Below are 18832 nucleotides of genomic sequence, written 5' to 3' on the forward strand. Positions count from 1 at the left end.
ACCGCAACGTTATGCTCATTTATCGCGGCAAGATGCCGCTCCCACTAAATGTATCAGAGCTGAGCGGAATGAATTATCAACAGCGGCATCGTACTTATGCAAATACAGTGTCGCTATTTACATGTGGATTTTGCACAAGTCGGAGGCTTTCATATGCAAGGCATTTAAGGGCGAGGCTATAGTCTACTATGCCTCGCCCTTAATAACGCAGCAGATGGAAGTCTCCGGCTTGCCCGTAGGGTGAAAATTAATGAGAATAAAATAGATTCGATCCTTTATCCGGATTTGTAATATATTTTATCATGGCGTAAAGTTAGCATCCTCTTATTAAATTTATATTGAACCTCTCATTAATTTTCATGCAAGTTAAGGTGATAACAGGTTTCCACCTTTATCTTTGATAGGCTCCTTGCCGGCAATCTTGGCCAGGATGCGGCCGGGCCGGGCATAGCGGTCGGTGTTAATGGAAAAGACGATCCCGCTGACAGCGCTTTTTACGGGTGTGATGCGATCTTCCGACCCGTCTGCCAGTGGATTGACGATCTCGGCGATCAGTTCACCCTTATCGACGCGGTCCCCGGGTGCTTTTAAAAAAACCACCACGCCCGGGGCCGTTGCCTTCAGATGCTCTACAGCCCGTAGAGGCGTTGCTTCATTTCGCAGAGGCGGCACCCCGGGCGCCGCTCCTTTGATAAACCCTCTTCTCTGTAAAAACCAGAAGATATTTTGCGCATCCTGCTGCCCCTGCGCATGGGAAACATCGGCCATGCCGCGCAGCTCAACCGTAGCGGCCAGGCAGGCCGATGGGATGGGATGATCGGGAAATTTTTTGGCCAGCTGCCACCAGATGCGGCTGCAAGCCTCGTCATAGGGGGTCACACCGGAATCTGCCGCCAGCAATGTGACTTCGGCGCCCAGCTGGGCGGATAGATCTGCGGCCTCCGGCCACAGCGGCGTGCCCAGGTAAACGTGCATCAGGGCCTGGTAGTCGCAGTGTAGATCCAGCACAACATCGGCATCAAACGACAGCATTAGCAGCTGACGCTTCAAGGCAGCCGCCTCATCCGGCGGGGAAATGCCGCCCAGGATTTCTGCGGCGGTCTTGCGGATCAGGGCCACATTATCCTCCGCTGAGCTTCCCAGGCGGTCTTTGACCTGCTCCGCGGTCTGGGCTGCGATGTCCGGATACTGGCGGTTAAAATTGATGTTATTAAAAAAATCAAAACGGCCGTGCAGGGCCTCATCACGCCACTGGCTGACGCCGATGGGATTGGCCACCGGAACGAGCACAAGGTGCCCCTCCACGTTGTTTTCAGCATCGGCTTGATCAAACAAATCGATCAGATGATGCATGACGACAAAGCCGGGGGCCTCGTCGGCATGCAGGCCGGCCTGGATATAGGCTTTGCGCCCGGCGCTTTGATCCCCGTAATGGATGGCCTTTAAAGTGCGCGCATTTCCCAGACTGGCAGCCGGCAGGGTATACTGTTTTGTGGTTTTGGTGCCCATAGCGCTTGTGCTCCGGTGCTGCTTATTTCTTTTCAAAAGAAGCATTCAATTTAATAAAAAGGGGGAGTGGAACTCCCCCTTTTGAAAACAATACTAGATGAGCAAATAAGTTTATTCGCCGTACACGTCAAAATCAAAGTATTTATCCTGGATGGCCTTATAGGTGCCATCTGACCGGATCTGCACTATGGCCTTGTTAAACATTTCCACCAGATCCGTGTCTTTCTTGCGGATGGCAATCCCAGAGCCTTCACCGAACCATTTTTTATCCGTCAAAGGAGGCCCGATGAAATGGTACTCTTTGCCCTCGGGTTTTTTGAGAAAGCCACCGTCAATCGCAACGCTGTCGGCCAGCAACATGTCGACGCGCCCGGATCGCAGGTCCATATAGGCCTCATCCTGGGTGGCATAGCGTTTGATCACCACACCTTTGCCGCCATTGTCGGTAATAAAATTGTCATGGATGGTGGCGCGCTGGACACCGATCTTCTTGCCGGCGGTGACTTCTGCAACCTGGTCGCGCGTAAATTCTTCCATGATGCCTTTTTTGACCACAAATCTGGCGGGCGTGTTATAGTACTTGTTGGTGAAAGCCACTTTTTTCTTGCGCTCTTCGGTAATGGACATGGAGGCGATGATGGCATCATATTTGCGCGCCAGCAGGGCCGGAATGATCCCGTCCCAGTCCTGGGGCACCAGCTTGATCTCAACACCCATGGCTTTGCCCAATGCTCGAGCAATGTCGATGTCAAATCCCTCCAGTTTGCCGTCGGCCGTTGTATAACTGAATGGCGGGTAAGCGCCTTCCACGCCGATGCGCACCAATTTCCAATCTTTGGCTTGGATGGTTCCGGCCGCAAATACCAGTGCAATCAGGGCAAATACAACAAGAAGTTTTTTCATATTTCCTCCTTTTTGATGTTGGCTAAACCGCCTGCGGATTGTTTTCGGTGACAATGCGACGGTTAGCCGTCAGTATACCAGTATCAATCAACGAACGCCATTCACTTAACAACCAATGGAAAATAAATAAAATGAAGGCTTCTGTCAAACGAAAAAGGCTTTGGATGCGCATGCACCCGTCCGGCAAATGGTGGAGCAACACAGGTGCATCGCAGGATCCGCCTTTTCCAAAACGGGAAAAGGGATTTTACAACAAGCCACATCTTATGCTATAAATAATAGCAGTTGTGCTGACCGGATCTCCATCTCCCACGCGCTGTTCGTTCTCCTAAAATTCACCTGACGACGCTTTCTGATATGTTGAATCAATTTAAAGAGGGATCAATATGTCACTAAAATCCAAATTTTGGGGTTTATGCACTTTGAGCGCAGTTCTCATTGCTGCGCTCGTGTTCATTTTCAATGTTGGCGGAACAAGGGAAAAGGCATGGCTTCTCATCAAACCGGAATTTACCGCGGAAAATGTTGAACTGAAAATTGAGAATCAACGTTTAAAACATAGCATCGCCCACCTGAAGAAACAGAACAGAAACTTAAAAACCTATCTGGATGCATATGAAGAAAATATTATCGCCTTAAAAGATGCCGCCAAAAATTGTGACCCGTTTCAGACAATGCTTCAAATCGACCTGCCTGCGGGCTTGGCAACTGAGCGCTTTGAAATACGCCAACTCTATCGTCAAAAGCTGGCCGAAAAAAAACGCTGGGATCAGTATCAGCAGAATAAATACAGAGGTATTTTGGAAGATACGCTTGAGCCGGCGGTCGTTGAAGCTCAGAATCTAGTATTAGATAATGAAGACAATTTGGACCATTTTCTGGAATTGGACGGCGCCTTGAAACTGCACCGAAGGCTGATCCGGGATGTGCGTGTCTTTCACGATGAAATCAAATACCAAAAAAAGCAATTTCAAGCGCAACAACCGTATGCGCTGTATGATGTAAAATTTTCACTCGCCCCTTTTACCCGGGAATCTGCCCTGGTTGATGCGTTGCAGCAGGCCATGAGTGCGCTGAGCACTGGTATCTATGAACAGGAGGCGATTGAGGTACTGGATCGGATCAGCGATGAGTTTACCGAACCGATTCAGCGGCTTTACGAGCATCAGCTGGATGGGTCTGATCCTGTCCTACCGCTGGAATATAATTATAATTTCTACACCCTGTTTGGTAAAAAATTAATGGATTACGCCGATAAGCTGGCGGGGCAATCCGCCATCCCCTTGGGGCCGTCGACTTTCGGCGAATTGGATTTTTTCAACCGCCAGCTGCTTGAAAGCTTAGCTGATCTCTATGAAGTCGGGCAGACAGCGGACATCCATCCACATTATCTCGATGTCAGTGAGTTAGAGCATTTGCTGACCTCCAGACCCTGAAAGCGTTCCATCATCCCCACACAGGTGTTCCTCTTAGCGCGCTCGCCTCCCATCTTACTCCAATTGCAGTCTCCTTTTTTGGACTTACCGGCAATGATGATTATGTTAACTCAGCAAAAACAGAAGGGAGATCCAGATGACGAATTTGGCCCGAAAAATAAGCTTGGTCTTTGCCGCGGGTGTGCTGGGCGCTCTGCTCAACAGCCTGGCAGTTTGGGCTGCCGGAGAGTTCGGTATTACGGCAACGGCCGGTGTAAAAATTGCGCCCAAACTATCGGCTGCATGGCTATATCCTCGATTGGTATGGGGGGGAATTTGGGGAATACTGTTTCTGCTACCCATGATGCAGTCAAGTATCTGGTACCGTGGTTTGATTTACAGTCTCGGTCCAACACTGGTTCAGCTGTTCGTCGTTTTTCCCATGAAAGCCCAAAAAGGGGCCATGGGTCTTGAGCTGGGTGCGCTCACACCCCTTTTCGTAGTGGTCTTTAATGCCATCTGGGGGTGGACCGCGGCCATCTGGTTGCGCTGGACGGGGAGATAGACATGCACTTTTACCGCTTGAATGATTCAGGTTAAACGGCATCCAAAAATATTGAGTCCTGCATTCTTGTCCTGTCTGAAAACATCACCGGTGAATCCCCCACCACAATGTAGCATAATAATCCAATATCATTGACAATAGTAATCATTTTTATTACGTATCAGCTGTATGTTGAACTAATTGATAATACCGTTGGACGGCAGTTGCTCTTTTTCTTGATTTCCACAAACACGCACGCCATATACCGGTGGATGATGGGACCCATTGAAAAAGATAAATATTTAACTTTACTGAGCAAGGCCGTTGAGTGCTCCATTAATGCGATTGGCATGACGGATCTCGAAGGCAGGTTAATTTATGTCAACGAATCTGCCGTAAAGCTATGGCGGTATAATAACAGAGAGGAAATGCTGGGCCGGTTTTTGCCCGAATTCTGGGAAGGGGAGCGCATCGGCCAGACCATTGAAGAACTGCATTGCAAGGGGTATTCATCCGGACAGGACCTGGCAAAACGAAAAGATAATACGGTATTCAACGTTGAATACAGCGCCAATTTGATTCGAGATGAAAACGGTGAACCCCTGGCAATGTTTGGCGCTTTTGTTGACATCACCAAACGCAAAACCGCCCTGAAGCTCTCCAAAAAAAAACAGCAGGAATTGGAATCCAAATCAATAGAACTTAAAGAAGTCAATGCCGCCTTACGCGTGCTGCTCAAAAAAAGGGAGGAAGACAAGTCTGAACTTGAAGAAAGCGTGCTTTCCAATATAAAAAATAATATCGAGCCCTATCTGGAAAAGCTGCAAAGAGGCAGCCTGAATGAGAGGCAAAAAAACTATATCGACATTATTCGAAAAAATTTAAACGACATCATCTCACCATTTGCACGTAATTTATCGTCAATTTATTACCATTTAACCCCCCAGGAAATTCAAATTGCCGGCCTTGTCAGACAGGGAAAAACCAACAAAGAAATTGCTGCGATCATGAGCCTTTCCCTGAAGACCATTGAGTTTCATCGCACCAACATTCGCAAAAAACTGGGATTAAAAACCAGAAAAGCAAATCTGAGAACCTATCTGATGTCCCACGGCTAAACCCTAATTAATACTAGAGTTTTACTGGGGTTATTTTCGGTTGTGCGATTCCCCTGATATTTATTATATAATAATTTCAGGTTGCATCTTTGTGCAGCCTACCACCCGCCGCCCCTGAAGTTCGGTTTGGCCTTTTCCGCTTCAGGGGCAATCTGACAACCATAGGGAATTGAAAGTCCCTTTTAGAAATACTAGATTCTTCAGATACCAAACATATACAAGTGTCATCCTTGATTCAAACGCGTCCCGTGATCTTTTTGCCAAGCGTTTTCTTGGGTGCACAAAGAAGAATCAGATCATCAGGCATTGAGTGGGTTCAGGGGGGACATTCACGCCGGATTGAATTCATTCTTGTGCACCCATTATTTTAAGCACCGGGTTCAATTTGTGTCCAAGTCACGCTTTATCGTGTTGTGGCTTCATGCTTATGATCCAGCCCCCCTTCTGTACCCGCTACACCTTATGAAGAAAAAGCTTACACTTACTGCCTTTCGCAGTCTTGCCTATACCTTGCGCCCTATCAAACCCCTGGGAATGTGCTGTGGCAACACCCTGCTGGAAACGGTTTCAGTTGAACCGTTGGCAGGGAGATCAAAAGCACAGGTAAAGCGGTCATGTATTGTTGAATGCCCTGAATGCAAAACAAAGTATGTAAGCAAGTGGGATTAATCCAGCTTTAAAGGGCCATCCGGGAAGCACATTAGTTGCCATGCCATTGAAGATCACCAACACTGACAATTACATCCTGATGGAATCCTCCAGCGGAATGGATTATTGGGAAATCATGGAGGGCATTTCCAATTTATTTTCAATGCCTGAATTCAAGAATAAGAATGATATTTGGCTGTTTAGAGATGGTCAATTGAAAATCATGTACAGCGACTTGTACAGTATCAAAGATATGGTCGTAAGGCTGTATCCTCCAGATTCCAAAGGTAAAAAAACGGCCATCGTTGCGCAAACCGGTGTCCAGCACAGTTTGGTCACCTTGTATGCTGATTTGGCTAAAGATCTACCCCGCAAAATAAAGGTTTTCTCAGATTTACAATCGGCTAAACAGTGGATTCGTATCTGAGCTGGATGTTAGCTGATCGGTTGTAACGCCAGTACCTCAAAGTGTTGATGTCATCAACACGCTTGCAGTTATTAAATCCCAAAAATCAACATCAGTTTTTATACTAACAGATAGTATGATGGAAAAAGGTTACAAAAAACTTGACAATTAAAGACGACCGGTCTATTTTTTAATCGTAAACCTTCATTTAATCACCCATCTGAAGGGATTCATAAAATGGCGTTAAACACCAGAGACCGGATCATTGAAACCGGTGCCGAAATTATCCATCGCAAAGGATTCAACCACACGGGTATCCAGGAAATATTGACCGCCGCCGGTGTGCCTAAAGGATCATTTTATAATTATTTCAAGAGTAAAAATGACTTTGGGCTTCACATTATCGACTATTTTTCAGCCCACTTTATGCAGATTGCCAGCGAAATCTTGGAGGATACTTCCATTTCACCGCTGAACCGGATCTATGAGTTTTTAAGCGCCTTTATGAAGCATTTTGAATCCCAAAATTATGCCGGCGGTTGTCCGATTGGCAATCTGGCGCAGGAAATGGGGGATTTAGATCCAGCGTTTCGTAAAAAGCTAAATGAATCCGTCGAGTTGATGATCGATGCGTATTGCCGGCTTTTATCCGCCGCCCAGAAAGACGGTAAGATATCAAAATATTTGGATATTAAAGACACAGCCAGTTTTATTGTCGCCAGTTGGCACGGCGCCATCATTCAAATGAAGCTGAACCAAAGCCTGCAACCGCTCAGAAACCACCGCAATTTTATATTTGACCATATTTTAAAAAGATGAGCCTGTGATTTGAAACCACAATCAACACAACTTGACCGTCTTTAGGGTGTTAAAATTAGACCGGTCGTCTTATTATTTGCTTTACAGGGATTGTAAAACCCCCCCTCAATATCAATATTAAGAATGAAATTCATGAACGGTTGCTAAAAGCACTCTAATTTTCAAGGTCCAACGACTGATTTATATCATAACGAAATAGACTGTCTTCACTTTAATAAATCCAAAACCGTTCAAACCTTAGGAGCCTAACATGGTAGACAAATTTAAAACACATGGTGCGTTTAGCTGGTGTGAGTTAATGACAAACGACCCTGAGGCAGCGACCCGATTTTACGTCGAGTTGTTCGGCTGGACGGTTGATAAGATGCAAATGACGCATATAGACATGACCTACACGGTTGTAAAAAGTGGTGAAGAAGGCCTCGGGGGTATCATGCCGATCCCTGCGGCTGTTGCGGGAATGCCGCCGCAATGGGGTGTTTATGTTACGGTTGATGATGTGGACGCTACGGCTAAAAAAGCAGAGGAACTCGGCGCCAAAATCGTGATACCCCTGACGGATATCCCCAACGTCGGCCGCATGTGTGTATTTCAGGATCCCCAGGGAGCGGCCATTTCTATAATCACGTATGTGGATATGGATTAGACAGCTTCAAACAGACGTTAAAGAGATTTCAATTTTAATCCAAATAAACGGATGATCATGAAAGCGAACAAACCAACACAATATGCAGAAAAGATAAAAAACCTGGTAGACAGCGTTTACAGCGGCCCGGGACACAGCGATACCCAGCTTCGACGAGCGGTGGCGCGAAAGGTCGCTGCGCATTGCCATCGGGTACCGGCAAATAGCCTGCGATTGCCTGAAATGCTTGAACCCTATGTGGACAAGATTGCCCGGCATGCATACAAGGTCACCGATGCAGATGTTAATGACTTGCGAGATGCCGGCTATTCAGAAGATGTCATTTTCGAGTTGACGGTAAGCGCGGCTTTGGGGGCAGGCATCGCAAGGCTTGAAACCGGCATGGCGGCCTTAAAGGGAGACAAAGATGCGGCTTAAGAAAATTGAAAGCGGCCAGAAACTCTCCAAAAAATTGGTCCTGGGGCTGATGGGCTTTAAACTCGGTGAACGCGCGCCAGATGTGCTTCGCACCGTATGGTATCGACCGGAGTATTTCGGGAACCCCTACGGCAGTTACCTGAATGCCGTTATGCGCGGCCCCTCGCAATGGTCGGTGGGTGAACGCGAGCTATTTGCCGCTTTTGTATCAAAATTAAACCAGTGTGCTTTTTGAACCGGCGCCCATGGCGCGGTCGCGTCAAAAGCACTGGGTGCAAATATCAGCCAAGCGGTTTTAAAAGACTGGCGCAACGCCCCTATCAGCAGACGACTTCGGGCGGCATTGGCATTTATTGAAAAGCTGACGCTGGCGCCGCATGAAATTGAGGCCGGCGATATGGAACCACTCCGGGCAGAAGGCCTCAGTGATGCGGCCATTGAAGATGCCATTCATGTCACGGTCTTGTTTAACATTATCGATCGTATCGCCGATTCCCTGGGTTTTGCCATACCCAGCGCGAAGAGTTTTGCAAATATGGCGGAAGTATTACTCAAAAGAGGATATTAAAACCTATCTAAAAAATGCAGTCGGTTTTTCCTTATTTGACGGGCAAACGGGGCAACGGGACAACCTTGATATTTATTTTTACCCAGCAGGTTGACCTGCCAGTCGAGCGGTCATAAGTTTAAACAAATTACTTCCAACCAATTAAAGCCAACGCTCATTTAAAATAAACGGTAAAAAAATGACATCTGATAAAAACAAAACCAAAGATGAACTCATTAATGAATTAGCAGCGCTTAAGAAGCAAATTACAGAGAATGCGAATTCTTTTGAGCAAGAGTGCAAATTGCACGACCGTGCAGAAGAAGAATTGCGCCTGGCCAAAGTGATCATCGACAACAGCCCTGTGGTTCTCTTTCGACGGTTGGCCGGTGAACAGCCGCGTCTGGTATATGTTTCCGATAACATACGCCAAATGGGATATACCCCCGAAGATTTTATCGAAGAAAAAATTTTATTCCGTGAAATCGTTTATCCCGACGACATGGACCGCGTTGCCGAGGAAATTCAGCAATACGCAGAAGAAGATGCGGAAGAATACACCCAGTTTTACCGTATCAGGACTAAAGACGGCCAAATCCGCTGGGTAGAAGATCAGACCTCGGTGGTAAGGGATGCCGAAGGCAATAAAATTTTTAATCAAGGGCTGCTGGTAGACATCACCAGCCGCAAGCTGGCAGAAGACGAAGTGCGCAAAAGCGAAGAAAAGTTTCGTCGGATTGTGGAGACCGCCGGGGAGGGCTTTATCCTCATGGACGAGGATTTGACCATCATCGACGTCAACGAGGCCTACTGTCGCATGCTCGGTTATACCCGGGAAGAAATCCTGGGTAAAACCCCGCTTGATTTGGCCTCTGAAGATTTCAGACAATTCATGCTAGCCAATCGCGAAGAAATCCTGGCCAAGGAATATCGGGAATTTGAAGGAACAGTGGTGGCCAAAGACGGCCGGCATGTACCGATTTTGATTCACGGCAGCACCTTAAGGGATGATCAAGGAGAGGTTATCGGAAATATGGCATTTGTTACCGATATGACCGAGCATAAAAAAGCCCTCGCACTGGCCGGAGAAGTTCAAAAAAGTCTGCTGCCCCAGAGCAAGCCGGATGTGCACGGTCTGGATGTGGCCGGCCGCAATGTATCCTGCGATGAAATCGGCGGAGACTATTTTGACTTTCTGTGGCGGCGTGAAAATCCCGATGGCCCCTTCAGTGTCGTGGTAGGCGATATCACCGGCCACGGGGTGGATTCAGCCCTGCTGATGACATCAGCCCGCGCGTTTCTGCGCATGCGCGCCTCTCAACCCGGCAGCATTTCAGATATCGTTGGCGCCATGAACAGCCATCTGACCCAGGATGTCCTGGAGACCGGACGCTTTATGACCCTGTTTTATCTGACCGTTGACCCGCAAGAAGACCGCATCGATTGGGTGCGCGCTGGCCATGACCCGGCCCTTTTATATGACCCGCAAAATGACGCTTTCCAGGAGCTCAAAGGCACCGGAATGGCGCTGGGCGTCAACGATACTTTTAAATATGCTGAAAATCGACATGAGGGGTTGATAAACGGTCAAATTATCGCCATTGGCACTGATGGCATCTGGGAAGCGTTCAATAAAGATGGTGCAATGTTTGGCAAACAGCGCTTTAAAGAGATCATTCGCCAAAACGCCGCAGCAGGGGCCGATGATATTCTCAATGCGGTTTACAATGAAATCAATCAGTTTACCGAAGGTCAAAAAACTGAAGATGATATCACACTAGTGATTATTAAGATTAAAAAGCCTTAAATAAAATTAGTGGCAACAGGATTTTCTCAATTAGAAAGCTACATGAATCATCAGCGACTGCATCATGCAAACTCATGCATAAGGGGGCGTAACGAAAGAACAGATATCAAATATAAATAAGCAGAAAAATCTAAGGGCAACATTGTGCCCATGTGCTGCTTTGAGTTTATTCACTGGTCTTTCGCAACGCACCCTAATGCATTCAGACAATACATGACTGTGCTGCTGATAATTCATTCCGCCTTCGTCAACGGATGGGCAGAATAGCTCAAATAAAACAGCTCGCTGAGAGCGGTCAGTATAAGTTAAAACAACTTGAGGCCGGAGGTTCCCCATGAAGGAAGAATTGGAAGCGGTCGAAAAATATATGGATCTCATCGTAGAATTCGCCGTTAAGTATGGTTTTCAGGTCGTCTATGCCATTATTATCCTGATCATCGGTCTGATCATTGCACGCTGGCTGTCCAATATGGTGGTTCGTGTCTGTGAATCCCGCCATCTGGACATCACCCTCAGTCGTTTTCTGGGAAATGTTGTGCGGTTGACCTTGATTGCATTTGTACTGATCATCGTTCTGGGGAAATTCGGCATCACCATGACGCCATTTATTGCAGCGATCGGTGCGGTGGCTTTTGGCTCCAGTTTGGCGTTGGCAGGGCTGCTGTCAAATTACGGCGCCGGTCTGAGCATTATCATTACCCGACCGTTTGTGGTCAATGATACCATCCAAATCCAGGGTGTCAGCGGTGTGGTGGAAGAAGTTGGCCTGGCTGCCACCCGGCTGTCCACCGAAGACGGAGAGCAAATCACCATTCCCAACAAGCACATCGTCGGTGAGATTCTGATCAACTCATTTGAAAACAAGGTCGTTGAGGCCAGCATTGGGATCTCTTATGACGATGATGCCCAAAAAGCCATCGATACCATCCAAAAAGCGCTGCAGACAATACCCGACATCGTCAGCGAGCCGACGCCCCAAATCGGTATTGAGGAATTTGCCGACTCCAGCGTCAATATCGGCATACGATACTGGGTGCCGACCAAACAATATTTTCAAACGCTGTATCAGGCCAATCTGGCTGTTTATAAGGCGCTTGACCAGGCTGGAATTACAATCCCCTTTCCTCAGCGAGACATTCACATGGCAGCCGGAGATCAGGGTTAAATACCTCTTCAAAAAAAACACGTGAAAGATCCAAATGCCCCGGCAGTTTCGTTCTCACATGCCTTGCCTTGCATTCGCATCGCAAACTTTTGTTAGCTGGATGCCAACACCACTTGATCCTGTGCGCACGATTTCACCGATCAGCACCTTTATCTTATCCGTCTTGCGGTCGCGTATCTTCAACTCTATGGTTTGACCTACGGCCAAATCATCAGGGGTTTCAATAAATAGTCCACCGGGGCAGACATTTTTCACTACGCCATCATACTGTCGGCTTTGAGAAGAAAAGCAGACCGATTGGCAACAGCTCCATCTGGGGTATTTTCTCATATCCACCTTGGCGTTGACATTGATGGCTTCAGTGGATTCCGAAAGTAATAGGGCGCCGTAGCCGTAATTGTAATAATTGGATTGTGACCGTTTACGCCACAAAATTTTAGTCCGATATACGTCAATGACATCTGAATGATGTGAAAAGGGCGAATTTTCAATACCCAGTATGATCTCGGCGCCTTCAGCCAAGGTGCAGTTGGATTCAAAATAGAGACCGTTGTCGCAATAGTTCACCATACGGGCATTGCTAAATGTGCCGCTTTTTAAATTTTTTATTTTAAGCGGAGACTTAAACGCAACGCGTGCGCCAGCTCTTCTTTCAATATATCGCGACATTTTATCTTTCCAGTTCATGTTTTGGTAATAATCGACGCAAATTTCCTGCCAGAGTGCCGAGCTGCAAGGATAAAGTTTACAAGCTATTGATATTAATACTATTTGAGATAAAATGCGGGGATAACAAGTTTGTCATTAATGCGGGAAATAACCAATATCTGGGGCATTTAGCAGGTACGCGGGTCATCTTATTGAGCAGGTCAATCGTCTGAAGCATTGGCAAGCGGGTATAAAGCGGTTTGCAAAGGAGGCCATAAGATCAGTGGCGAGTACAAAAAAGGGCTGGCAGATAATATCATTGCCAACCCAGACATCCCGGCTGCGGAATGCGCCCCTGGAGATTTGACTCGCTTCCTGACTTTGGGTTTCCTTTCGTCAGGATTCGGGGCCATTCCGTTACTTAAAAAAAAATAATCATTTGCGTTTTAGCTGTCAAACAACGTAAATACCTTTAAAGCTAAAACCCATGGACTAAAGGAGGACAAAGAATGACACTTGAAATCGTGCGTGGCATGCTGGCCTGGAGCACTGTCATCAATTGGGGCTTGTTGCTTTTTTGGCTTATTTTTTTCATCGGGGCCCACGATTGGATGTATAACCTGCACAGTAGATGGTTTAATATTTCTGTCGAAAAATTTGATGCCATTCACTACAGCGGCATGGCCATTTTTAAAACTGCGGTTGTCATGCTAAACCTGGTGCCTTATCTGGCTTTGCGCATTGTGGGCTAATCAACTTTACTGATCGCTGGTTCTATCAACGGGATTTTAGACACTTTTAATCTGAACATGGTCAATAGGCGTATTTGCTCATCCGCCGAGTGCGGTAATACCAGACAGCTCGATTGCGGTGTAGAGCAAAAGCAATACAAGCACCGTATTGATCAGCATTCTTAATCTGGGCTGATGCAAATGCTTTCTGATTGCGGCCCCACCAAAAGCCCAGGTTGAAGTGGCACAGAAGGCAATAATGGCAAACAGCAGGGCAAACACCGCCAGAAAAAAATAATTTCCAGCGACAGATGACAAAAAGGTTGAATAAAGGGTGAGGCCGTAAACCGCCACTTTCGGATTCAGCGTCTGGAGAAAAAAACCCTTTTTAAATCCCATTGGCCTCACATTAGAATGGTCAAAGGCATAACTTGCCCGGGCGGTGCCAATGGCCAGCCATAATATATAGGCCGCGCCGATGACCCGCAGGATCGGCTCTACTGATGGTATGGTGTTTAGCAGCGCACTTGACACATAAGCACACACAAGCATGATAAAAAAGAAACCCACCATAATCCCTGTCAAATACCTTACCGTTTCTCGGTACCCGTAAAGAACTCCCATGGACGCGCTGGAAATATTGTTAGGCCCCGGTGTAAAGGTGGTTACCATTGCAAATGAAACCAGCGGAATAAACTCGATAGCCATCGGAAAACCTCCTTGACCATATCTGAAAATTGTCATACTATCTAACAGTCAATTGTACGTTATAACATACATTATGTTTAATATATTGTCAAGGTGTGCGCTATATGAAACAAACAGAAAGTAACATTGCAGCCAATTTGAAGGAGATCCGAGAAAAAAGGAACCTGAGCCTGGATCAGCTTGCGGACTTAACAGGGGTCAGCAAAAGCATGCTGCGGCAAATTGAAACGGGTCGCTCGAGCCCTACGATTGCCACCATATGGAAAATTGCCAATGGATTGCGGTTGTCGTTTACAACCCTTGTCAGCAAACGACCTGCGGAAGTGGCTATTATGGACTTTAATGCATCAAGGCCATTGACCGCAAAATCAAAACGCTATCGTCTGTTTCCGATGGTTCCGTTTGACCCGGAGCATGCATTTGAGATTTACCATGTCGAGATTGAACCCAAGACCACCTTTGAGGGAGAGCCCCATGAGGGCAATGTAGAAGAATATGTTTTTGTTCTGAGTGGTAAACTTGAAGTTACGGTTGATGATAACCACTACAGGGCTAAAGCCAACCAGTTTATGCGCTTTGTCGCCAATCGCCCGCACACCTACTACAGCGCAGGTAAAAAGATGGTTTCAGCCATTATGATGATCTGCTACCTGGGATAAATAGATGTCGATTTAATCTTCATTGTCGATTTTAATGACAACCAGGGTAACGTCATCTTCCAATTCAGCTTCTTGTTGAAAGTGCTGCAGGTCACGAAAAATAACGTCTAAAATCTGCTCGGCTGCGGCAGATTTATATCGCCGCAAAAGATTGACGATCGAGGACATGCCATACATCCTGCCTGCCGGATTGCGCGCCTCCAAAATACCATCTGTTGCCAGCACAATAACCTGGCCCTTTTTCAGCAGTCGTTTAACATTTTCCGTATACTGATGGTTGGCATCCACACCCAGCGCCAAACCCGGACCATTCAGTTCTTCAATGGTGTCCGTAGCGGGATCATACACAATCGCAGGCGCATGGCCGGCCCGAACCCATTTGAGACTTCGCTCCCTTAGGTCCACCGCCAGGTAAAATAATCCGATAAACTGGCCGGACTCTTCAATATCGCCGACCAGCTGGCGGTTTACATCGGATATGATGTCCTTAAGACGCCCTCCCAAAGATACGCGCTGGCGCAAGGCGGCACGAACAGCAGCCATCAGCAGGGCAGCTGAAATACCATGACCGGATACATCCCCGATGGCCACACCCAATTGTTCAGGACCGGTTTCACCCAGATGGTGATAGTCGAAATAATCTCCGCCGGTCTCATCGCAGTAAATGCTTTTGCCCGCGATGTCTAAGCCTGTCATTTGCGGTGTCTTACGGGGCAATAGGTTTTGCTGAACCTCCTGGGCCAGACTTAATGATTGGCGCATCCGACGGTGCTCTTTTAAATGCTGACCCAGGTTGATAAATTTACCTGCCTCGCCACTGTCGAGCAGCCGAATCTCGCAATCGGTTTTATCATCGCATCTGATGGTTGAACCCGCTCTATTTTCCTTCGATGGCGGCATATTAGTGGATTCATCCCTTACACAGGCCCCCTTTGAGTGTTCGATTACACCCGGATTCTGCATATGGTTGGTTGTGGTCATGTTTACACCATTACGCATGCAAGGCATCTAATCGCTCCAAGGGCTTGCTTAATTACCCCTTAAACTTATGAACAACCGCAGCCACTGGCCGGCGTATGCGCGGAAGTTTCCCCAGCGCTATTGTGGGCATTTGATTCCATCGGACACTCGACTTGATTTGAGGCCATCTGAAGATGGGTTCCTAAAAGCGCATCTGCTTTGGCCTTCATATGCCCTGCCGGCTGATCCTTGACAAACTGGCCGATAATGGCAGCCGCCCGCATCTTTTTTTCATCGATACTTTCAGCACGCGCCATCCCGCTAATGCTCTCCAGACACGGTATGCAGCCGGAGGCCACCGCTGAGCCTAAAGCAATGAGTAGTTGGGTTTCAGTGTCTAAGCCTTTGGTAAAAGGTTTCATTTTCTCATACCTCCTTTCAAACTTGTTTCAGAAATCTTATCTTTTGCCCCATGGCTGTGTTACATTTCGCTTCAAAATGCTCACGTACTAGCGTGTACGCTCCACTTTTGAACCGAAATGCGCCTTGCCCTGGAACAAAACCTAAGCTTCTGAAACAAGTTTAACTTATTCATATCAATAGGAACTTATTGATATATAATGATTAGCAAGCCATTTTACACATCACTCCATTACTCCAATAAAAAAATAATCTTTGCGACTTTGCGTGGGGCCTAAATCGGTTTTCTGGCTTCAATCGTAGCCGAAGCCACATAGTCTTCCAAATTTCGCTCCGGGAACCACTCGCGGATGCTTGCGCGGCTTTCGTCTTTAGGCTGTATCTTGATATCTGCAAAGCCGGTTTCCACGAGCATCGTTTCAATATCTTCGACTTGCTCAGTGCCCCCAACGCAGCCGGAAATCAGGGCTATATCGTTTTTGATTTCAGCCGGCAGTGGCTGCAAGGCCACCACGTCTAAAATGGCTAGACGGCCGCCGGGTTTGAGCACCCGCCAGGCTTCCTTAAAGACCTTATTTTTTTCAGGGGAAAGATTGATCACGCAGTTTGACAAAATGACATCTACGCTGGCATCGGCCACCGGCAGGTGTTCGATCTCACCCAACCGGAACTCAACGTTGCGCGCGCCTAGCTTCTCGGCATTGCGGCGGGCCTTGCTGACCATGTCGGCCGTCATGTCAACGCCAATAATCCGGCCGGCGTCACCGACCGATTTTGCAGCCAGGAAGCAATCAAAGCCGCCGCCACTGCCCAGATCCAGCACCGTTTCGCCTTCTTTTAGAACAGCGATTGCCTGAGGATTGCCACAGCCCAGCCCCATATTGGCGCCTTCGGGTGCACTTTCCAGCTGCTCTTTGGTATACCCAAAAGCCTGCGACATGGTTTCAATCGACACCGGCGCAGAACCACAGCAGGATGATTGAGTGCCGCAGCCGCAACCGGATGTTTCTTGCTTGGCGATCTCTCCATACCGGTTTCTGACTTCCTGACGAATTTCATCTGAATTTTTGGGTTCCATTTAATTCAATCCTTTCATATTTGTATAATTCGACATATATCGAACTTATTTTCCAAAAAAATTCCTGCCTACTAAAATGAGAAAAAATATTTTAGTTCATCGACAATCTCCGGATCCACCCAGCATTCGATATTCTGCCCATTGCGGCGGGATTTGATCAATCCTGCCTGGCGTAACTCCTTAATATGATGTGAAACTGTTGATGGTACGATTTTTAAATCCTTGCCGATATCCCCTACACAGGCGGTACTTCTGGGCTCAAAGATGCCAATGGTGCCCGGTTTGCAGCAGGTGGCCAGACTAAAGAAAATCTTTAACCTGTTGGGGTTGGACAATGCTTTAAAGATTTCAGCATAACGTTCAAATTTTGTATCATTATTCGACATATATCGAATTATAACACAAAAAAAATTATTGTCAATAGAATGATGTATTTTTTATTGACGCATATTTTTTAACTGCCGCTGCTCTTCCAGTTGACCACACACATACTGGTAAATGGACATCGGCAAGCAGATAATTGTAAAGCCGATAAAAAACAGCAGGCCCCAGAATGAAGATATAATTGCCTTTGCCAGCTTGCTGCCCGGACCGGCATAAGCCGGCTGGATAAAAATAAAGGCAATAATTAGAAATGTCAGACCAATACCCAGAAGTCTGTTCTTGTTCATAATTCACCTCGTTCAAACTAATTCAAAATAAAGAGCAAAAATTATACCACCCAGAAAAAATTGTATTTTATAAAATGATTTCAAAAGGATAAATCTAAGTGGAAATTAATAAGAGATTGAAAAGTTGCAAATATTGTCATGTTGAATGGCAATAAATGCCATCTAAGGGGGTTTTTTAATGAAAAGTCGTCGCGGCTTTGCCCTCAACAGGAATTGACAAAAAATCAGGACCCATTTAAGGAGGACAACGAAGGGTAAGTCAATTATTTCTTGTAGAATAAAAGGACTTTAGAATGATACCGAATAAGTTCATGGTCCTTGTGTTAACCCTGTTTTTACATTCCGCGGTAGCTCTGTTTGCAGAAAAGCGCGGCATCCAAATCCACAACCTAGTGAACATGTAGAGAGTATTCATTTCGGTAAGAAATCTCGCTTAGTATACTAATACCCGTTTTAGATCAGGCTTTTTTCGTGATCCAGCAGCCAGCGTTTGCGCCAGATCCCGCCTCCGAACCCGGCCAGTTTACCGTCACTGCCGATCACGCGGTGACAGGGAATGATCAAAGGGATTGGGTTTTTATTGTTGGCGTTGCCCACCGCTCGATATGCCTTGGGACGATCGATGGCGCGGGCCACATCACCGTATGAGGCCGTCTCGCCAAAGGGAATCTTTTGCAGCTGGCGCCAGACGGCAATTTGAAAATCAGTTCCTTCCAGCCGCATCACAACGTCGAAGTTCTGGCGCCGGCCCTTGAAATATTCTTCCAGCTGCCGCAGGCACTCCATCATACAGGCCGGCAAGTCGTTATCCGTCACCAATGGGTCAGTATTGAACTTGATCGTCAAAATCCCCTTGTCGCTGCCGACAATTTCAAAAGGCCCGATTTCAGACCAGTAGCATGCGGTGTAGGTTTGCACGAACAACTCCTTTGCGTATTGATATTGCTGCAGCACTTATGCCGCAATCATTATTTCGGAACACTCGTTTAATAGGCAGAATAAATTGCAGCTGG

Annotated in this window: 23 protein-coding genes; 13 read left to right on the plus strand and 10 right to left on the minus strand. The window is 46.9% G+C overall.

The genetic code is table 11. The features are described from left to right. Window positions 1-366 precede the first annotated feature (366 nt). On the minus strand, window positions 367-1509 hold the full coding sequence (locus QNJ26_01340; protein MDJ0984157.1) for a M14 family metallopeptidase: 1143 nt from the start codon (window positions 1507-1509) through the stop codon (window positions 367-369). Between the two features lie 111 nt (window positions 1510-1620). Then, window positions 1621-2412: an ABC transporter substrate-binding protein gene (locus tag QNJ26_01345; protein MDJ0984158.1), complete on the minus strand. Its 792-nt coding sequence runs from the start codon at window positions 2410-2412 to the stop codon at window positions 1621-1623. 386 nt (window positions 2413-2798) lie between these two features. Between QNJ26_01345 and QNJ26_01350 the strand changes: the two genes are divergently transcribed. The 11 genes from QNJ26_01350 to QNJ26_01400 all read left to right on the plus strand — a co-directional run bounded on the left by QNJ26_01350 (window position 2799) and on the right by QNJ26_01400 (window position 11944). Continuing rightward, window positions 2799-3848 (plus strand): hypothetical protein, encoded by a 1050-nt coding sequence (locus tag QNJ26_01350; protein MDJ0984159.1) that lies wholly within the window; start codon window positions 2799-2801, stop codon window positions 3846-3848. Window positions 3849-3984: 136 nt separating this feature from the next. Beyond that, entirely contained in the window at window positions 3985-4392 is a 408-nt protein-coding gene (locus QNJ26_01355; protein ID MDJ0984160.1) for a hypothetical protein, read from the plus strand. 254 nt (window positions 4393-4646) lie between these two features. Continuing rightward, entirely contained in the window at window positions 4647-5489 is an 843-nt protein-coding gene (locus QNJ26_01360) for a LuxR C-terminal-related transcriptional regulator (protein MDJ0984161.1), read from the plus strand. Between the two features lie 709 nt (window positions 5490-6198). Next, window positions 6199-6564, plus strand: a complete 366-nt coding sequence (locus tag QNJ26_01365; GenBank protein MDJ0984162.1) for a hypothetical protein — start codon at window positions 6199-6201, stop codon at window positions 6562-6564. Between the two features lie 216 nt (window positions 6565-6780). Next, entirely contained in the window at window positions 6781-7362 is a 582-nt protein-coding gene (locus tag QNJ26_01370) for a TetR family transcriptional regulator C-terminal domain-containing protein (GenBank protein ID MDJ0984163.1), read from the plus strand. 250 nt (window positions 7363-7612) lie between these two features. Then, window positions 7613-8008 (plus strand): VOC family protein, encoded by a 396-nt coding sequence (locus QNJ26_01375; GenBank protein ID MDJ0984164.1) that lies wholly within the window; start codon window positions 7613-7615, stop codon window positions 8006-8008. Between the two features lie 57 nt (window positions 8009-8065). Then, on the plus strand, window positions 8066-8425 hold the full coding sequence (locus QNJ26_01380) for a hypothetical protein (protein MDJ0984165.1): 360 nt from the start codon (window positions 8066-8068) through the stop codon (window positions 8423-8425). Beyond that, window positions 8415-8660, plus strand: coding sequence for a hypothetical protein (locus QNJ26_01385; GenBank protein ID MDJ0984166.1), 246 nt, complete (start codon window positions 8415-8417; stop codon window positions 8658-8660). Before QNJ26_01380 ends, QNJ26_01385 begins: the two co-directional genes overlap by 11 nt. 108 nt (window positions 8661-8768) lie before the next feature. After that, on the plus strand, window positions 8769-8993 hold the full coding sequence (locus QNJ26_01390; protein MDJ0984167.1) for a hypothetical protein: 225 nt from the start codon (window positions 8769-8771) through the stop codon (window positions 8991-8993). Between the two features lie 178 nt (window positions 8994-9171). After that, a complete protein-coding gene (locus tag QNJ26_01395; GenBank protein MDJ0984168.1) occupies window positions 9172-10779 on the plus strand; it encodes a PAS domain S-box protein in 1608 nt (535 codons plus the stop codon). Between the two features lie 334 nt (window positions 10780-11113). Then, window positions 11114-11944 (plus strand): mechanosensitive ion channel family protein, encoded by an 831-nt coding sequence (locus QNJ26_01400; GenBank protein MDJ0984169.1) that lies wholly within the window; start codon window positions 11114-11116, stop codon window positions 11942-11944. A gap of 54 nt (window positions 11945-11998) precedes the next feature. Here the strand turns inward: QNJ26_01400 and QNJ26_01405 are convergent, their stop codons facing one another. After that, a complete protein-coding gene (locus QNJ26_01405) occupies window positions 11999-12613 on the minus strand; it encodes a PilZ domain-containing protein (GenBank protein MDJ0984170.1) in 615 nt (204 codons plus the stop codon). Window positions 12614-13101: 488 nt separating this feature from the next. On the opposite strand from QNJ26_01405, the gene QNJ26_01410 reads away from it, so the two are divergent. Then, on the plus strand, window positions 13102-13344 hold the full coding sequence (locus QNJ26_01410) for a hypothetical protein (GenBank protein MDJ0984171.1): 243 nt from the start codon (window positions 13102-13104) through the stop codon (window positions 13342-13344). Window positions 13345-13422: 78 nt separating this feature from the next. Here the strand turns inward: QNJ26_01410 and QNJ26_01415 are convergent, their stop codons facing one another. Then, window positions 13423-14031: a LysE family transporter gene (locus QNJ26_01415; protein ID MDJ0984172.1), complete on the minus strand. Its 609-nt coding sequence runs from the start codon at window positions 14029-14031 to the stop codon at window positions 13423-13425. A gap of 104 nt (window positions 14032-14135) precedes the next feature. On the opposite strand from QNJ26_01415, the gene QNJ26_01420 reads away from it, so the two are divergent. Beyond that, window positions 14136-14690: an XRE family transcriptional regulator gene (locus tag QNJ26_01420; protein ID MDJ0984173.1), complete on the plus strand. Its 555-nt coding sequence runs from the start codon at window positions 14136-14138 to the stop codon at window positions 14688-14690. A gap of 12 nt (window positions 14691-14702) precedes the next feature. Here QNJ26_01420 and QNJ26_01425 read toward each other — a convergent pair whose 3' ends face one another. The 6 genes from QNJ26_01425 to QNJ26_01450 all read right to left on the minus strand — a co-directional run bounded on the left by QNJ26_01425 (window position 14703) and on the right by QNJ26_01450 (window position 18737). Continuing rightward, window positions 14703-15671 carry a PP2C family protein-serine/threonine phosphatase gene (locus tag QNJ26_01425; GenBank protein ID MDJ0984174.1) on the minus strand — a complete coding sequence of 323 codons (969 nt, stop codon included), beginning with the start codon at window positions 15669-15671 and terminating at the stop codon, window positions 14703-14705. Between the two features lie 65 nt (window positions 15672-15736). Next, the gene (locus tag QNJ26_01430; protein ID MDJ0984175.1) at window positions 15737-16072 is read right to left on the minus strand and encodes a carboxymuconolactone decarboxylase family protein; all 336 of its coding nucleotides are present in this window, start codon (window positions 16070-16072) and stop codon (window positions 15737-15739) included. A 272-nt stretch (window positions 16073-16344) separates the two neighbouring features. After that, window positions 16345-17148 carry an arsenite methyltransferase gene (locus QNJ26_01435; protein ID MDJ0984176.1) on the minus strand — a complete coding sequence of 268 codons (804 nt, stop codon included), beginning with the start codon at window positions 17146-17148 and terminating at the stop codon, window positions 16345-16347. A gap of 71 nt (window positions 17149-17219) precedes the next feature. Then, window positions 17220-17534 carry a metalloregulator ArsR/SmtB family transcription factor gene (locus tag QNJ26_01440; GenBank protein ID MDJ0984177.1) on the minus strand — a complete coding sequence of 105 codons (315 nt, stop codon included), beginning with the start codon at window positions 17532-17534 and terminating at the stop codon, window positions 17220-17222. A gap of 51 nt (window positions 17535-17585) precedes the next feature. Next, a complete protein-coding gene (locus tag QNJ26_01445) occupies window positions 17586-17819 on the minus strand; it encodes a hypothetical protein (protein MDJ0984178.1) in 234 nt (77 codons plus the stop codon). Between the two features lie 453 nt (window positions 17820-18272). Continuing rightward, window positions 18273-18737, minus strand: a complete 465-nt coding sequence (locus QNJ26_01450; protein ID MDJ0984179.1) for a methylated-DNA--[protein]-cysteine S-methyltransferase — start codon at window positions 18735-18737, stop codon at window positions 18273-18275. Window positions 18738-18832 lie beyond the last annotated feature (95 nt).

It is taken from the genome of Desulfobacterales bacterium, from assembly GCA_030066985.1.
GTDB lineage: Bacteria > Desulfobacterota > Desulfobacteria > Desulfobacterales > JAHEIW01 > JAHEIW01.

Bases quoted from the DNA above. Each gene is read 5' to 3' on its own strand.
- QNJ26_01385 (MDJ0984166.1), top strand. From the start codon at position 8,415: ATGCGGCTTAAGAAAATTGAAAGCGGCCAGAAACTCTCCAAAAAATTG.
- QNJ26_01440 (MDJ0984177.1), bottom strand. From the start codon at position 17,534: ATGTCGAATAATGATACAAAATTTGAACGTTATGCTGAAATCTTTAAA.
- QNJ26_01355 (MDJ0984160.1), top strand. From the start codon at position 3,985: ATGACGAATTTGGCCCGAAAAATAAGCTTGGTCTTTGCCGCGGGTGTG.
- QNJ26_01360 (MDJ0984161.1), top strand. From the start codon at position 4,647: ATGGGACCCATTGAAAAAGATAAATATTTAACTTTACTGAGCAAGGCC.
- QNJ26_01400 (MDJ0984169.1), top strand. From the start codon at position 11,114: ATGAAGGAAGAATTGGAAGCGGTCGAAAAATATATGGATCTCATCGTA.
- QNJ26_01405 (MDJ0984170.1), bottom strand. From the start codon at position 12,613: ATGTCGCGATATATTGAAAGAAGAGCTGGCGCACGCGTTGCGTTTAAG.
- QNJ26_01435 (MDJ0984176.1), bottom strand. From the start codon at position 17,148: ATGGAACCCAAAAATTCAGATGAAATTCGTCAGGAAGTCAGAAACCGG.
- QNJ26_01430 (MDJ0984175.1), bottom strand. From the start codon at position 16,072: ATGAAACCTTTTACCAAAGGCTTAGACACTGAAACCCAACTACTCATT.
- QNJ26_01395 (MDJ0984168.1), top strand. From the start codon at position 9,172: ATGACATCTGATAAAAACAAAACCAAAGATGAACTCATTAATGAATTA.
- QNJ26_01410 (MDJ0984171.1), top strand. From the start codon at position 13,102: ATGACACTTGAAATCGTGCGTGGCATGCTGGCCTGGAGCACTGTCATC.
- QNJ26_01370 (MDJ0984163.1), top strand. From the start codon at position 6,781: ATGGCGTTAAACACCAGAGACCGGATCATTGAAACCGGTGCCGAAATT.
- QNJ26_01425 (MDJ0984174.1), bottom strand. From the start codon at position 15,671: ATGACCACAACCAACCATATGCAGAATCCGGGTGTAATCGAACACTCA.
- QNJ26_01415 (MDJ0984172.1), bottom strand. From the start codon at position 14,031: ATGGCTATCGAGTTTATTCCGCTGGTTTCATTTGCAATGGTAACCACC.
- QNJ26_01420 (MDJ0984173.1), top strand. From the start codon at position 14,136: ATGAAACAAACAGAAAGTAACATTGCAGCCAATTTGAAGGAGATCCGA.
- QNJ26_01345 (MDJ0984158.1), bottom strand. From the start codon at position 2,412: ATGAAAAAACTTCTTGTTGTATTTGCCCTGATTGCACTGGTATTTGCG.
- QNJ26_01445 (MDJ0984178.1), bottom strand. From the start codon at position 17,819: ATGAACAAGAACAGACTTCTGGGTATTGGTCTGACATTTCTAATTATT.
- QNJ26_01380 (MDJ0984165.1), top strand. From the start codon at position 8,066: ATGAAAGCGAACAAACCAACACAATATGCAGAAAAGATAAAAAACCTG.
- QNJ26_01365 (MDJ0984162.1), top strand. From the start codon at position 6,199: ATGCCATTGAAGATCACCAACACTGACAATTACATCCTGATGGAATCC.
- QNJ26_01375 (MDJ0984164.1), top strand. From the start codon at position 7,613: ATGGTAGACAAATTTAAAACACATGGTGCGTTTAGCTGGTGTGAGTTA.
- QNJ26_01350 (MDJ0984159.1), top strand. From the start codon at position 2,799: ATGTCACTAAAATCCAAATTTTGGGGTTTATGCACTTTGAGCGCAGTT.
- QNJ26_01340 (MDJ0984157.1), bottom strand. From the start codon at position 1,509: ATGGGCACCAAAACCACAAAACAGTATACCCTGCCGGCTGCCAGTCTG.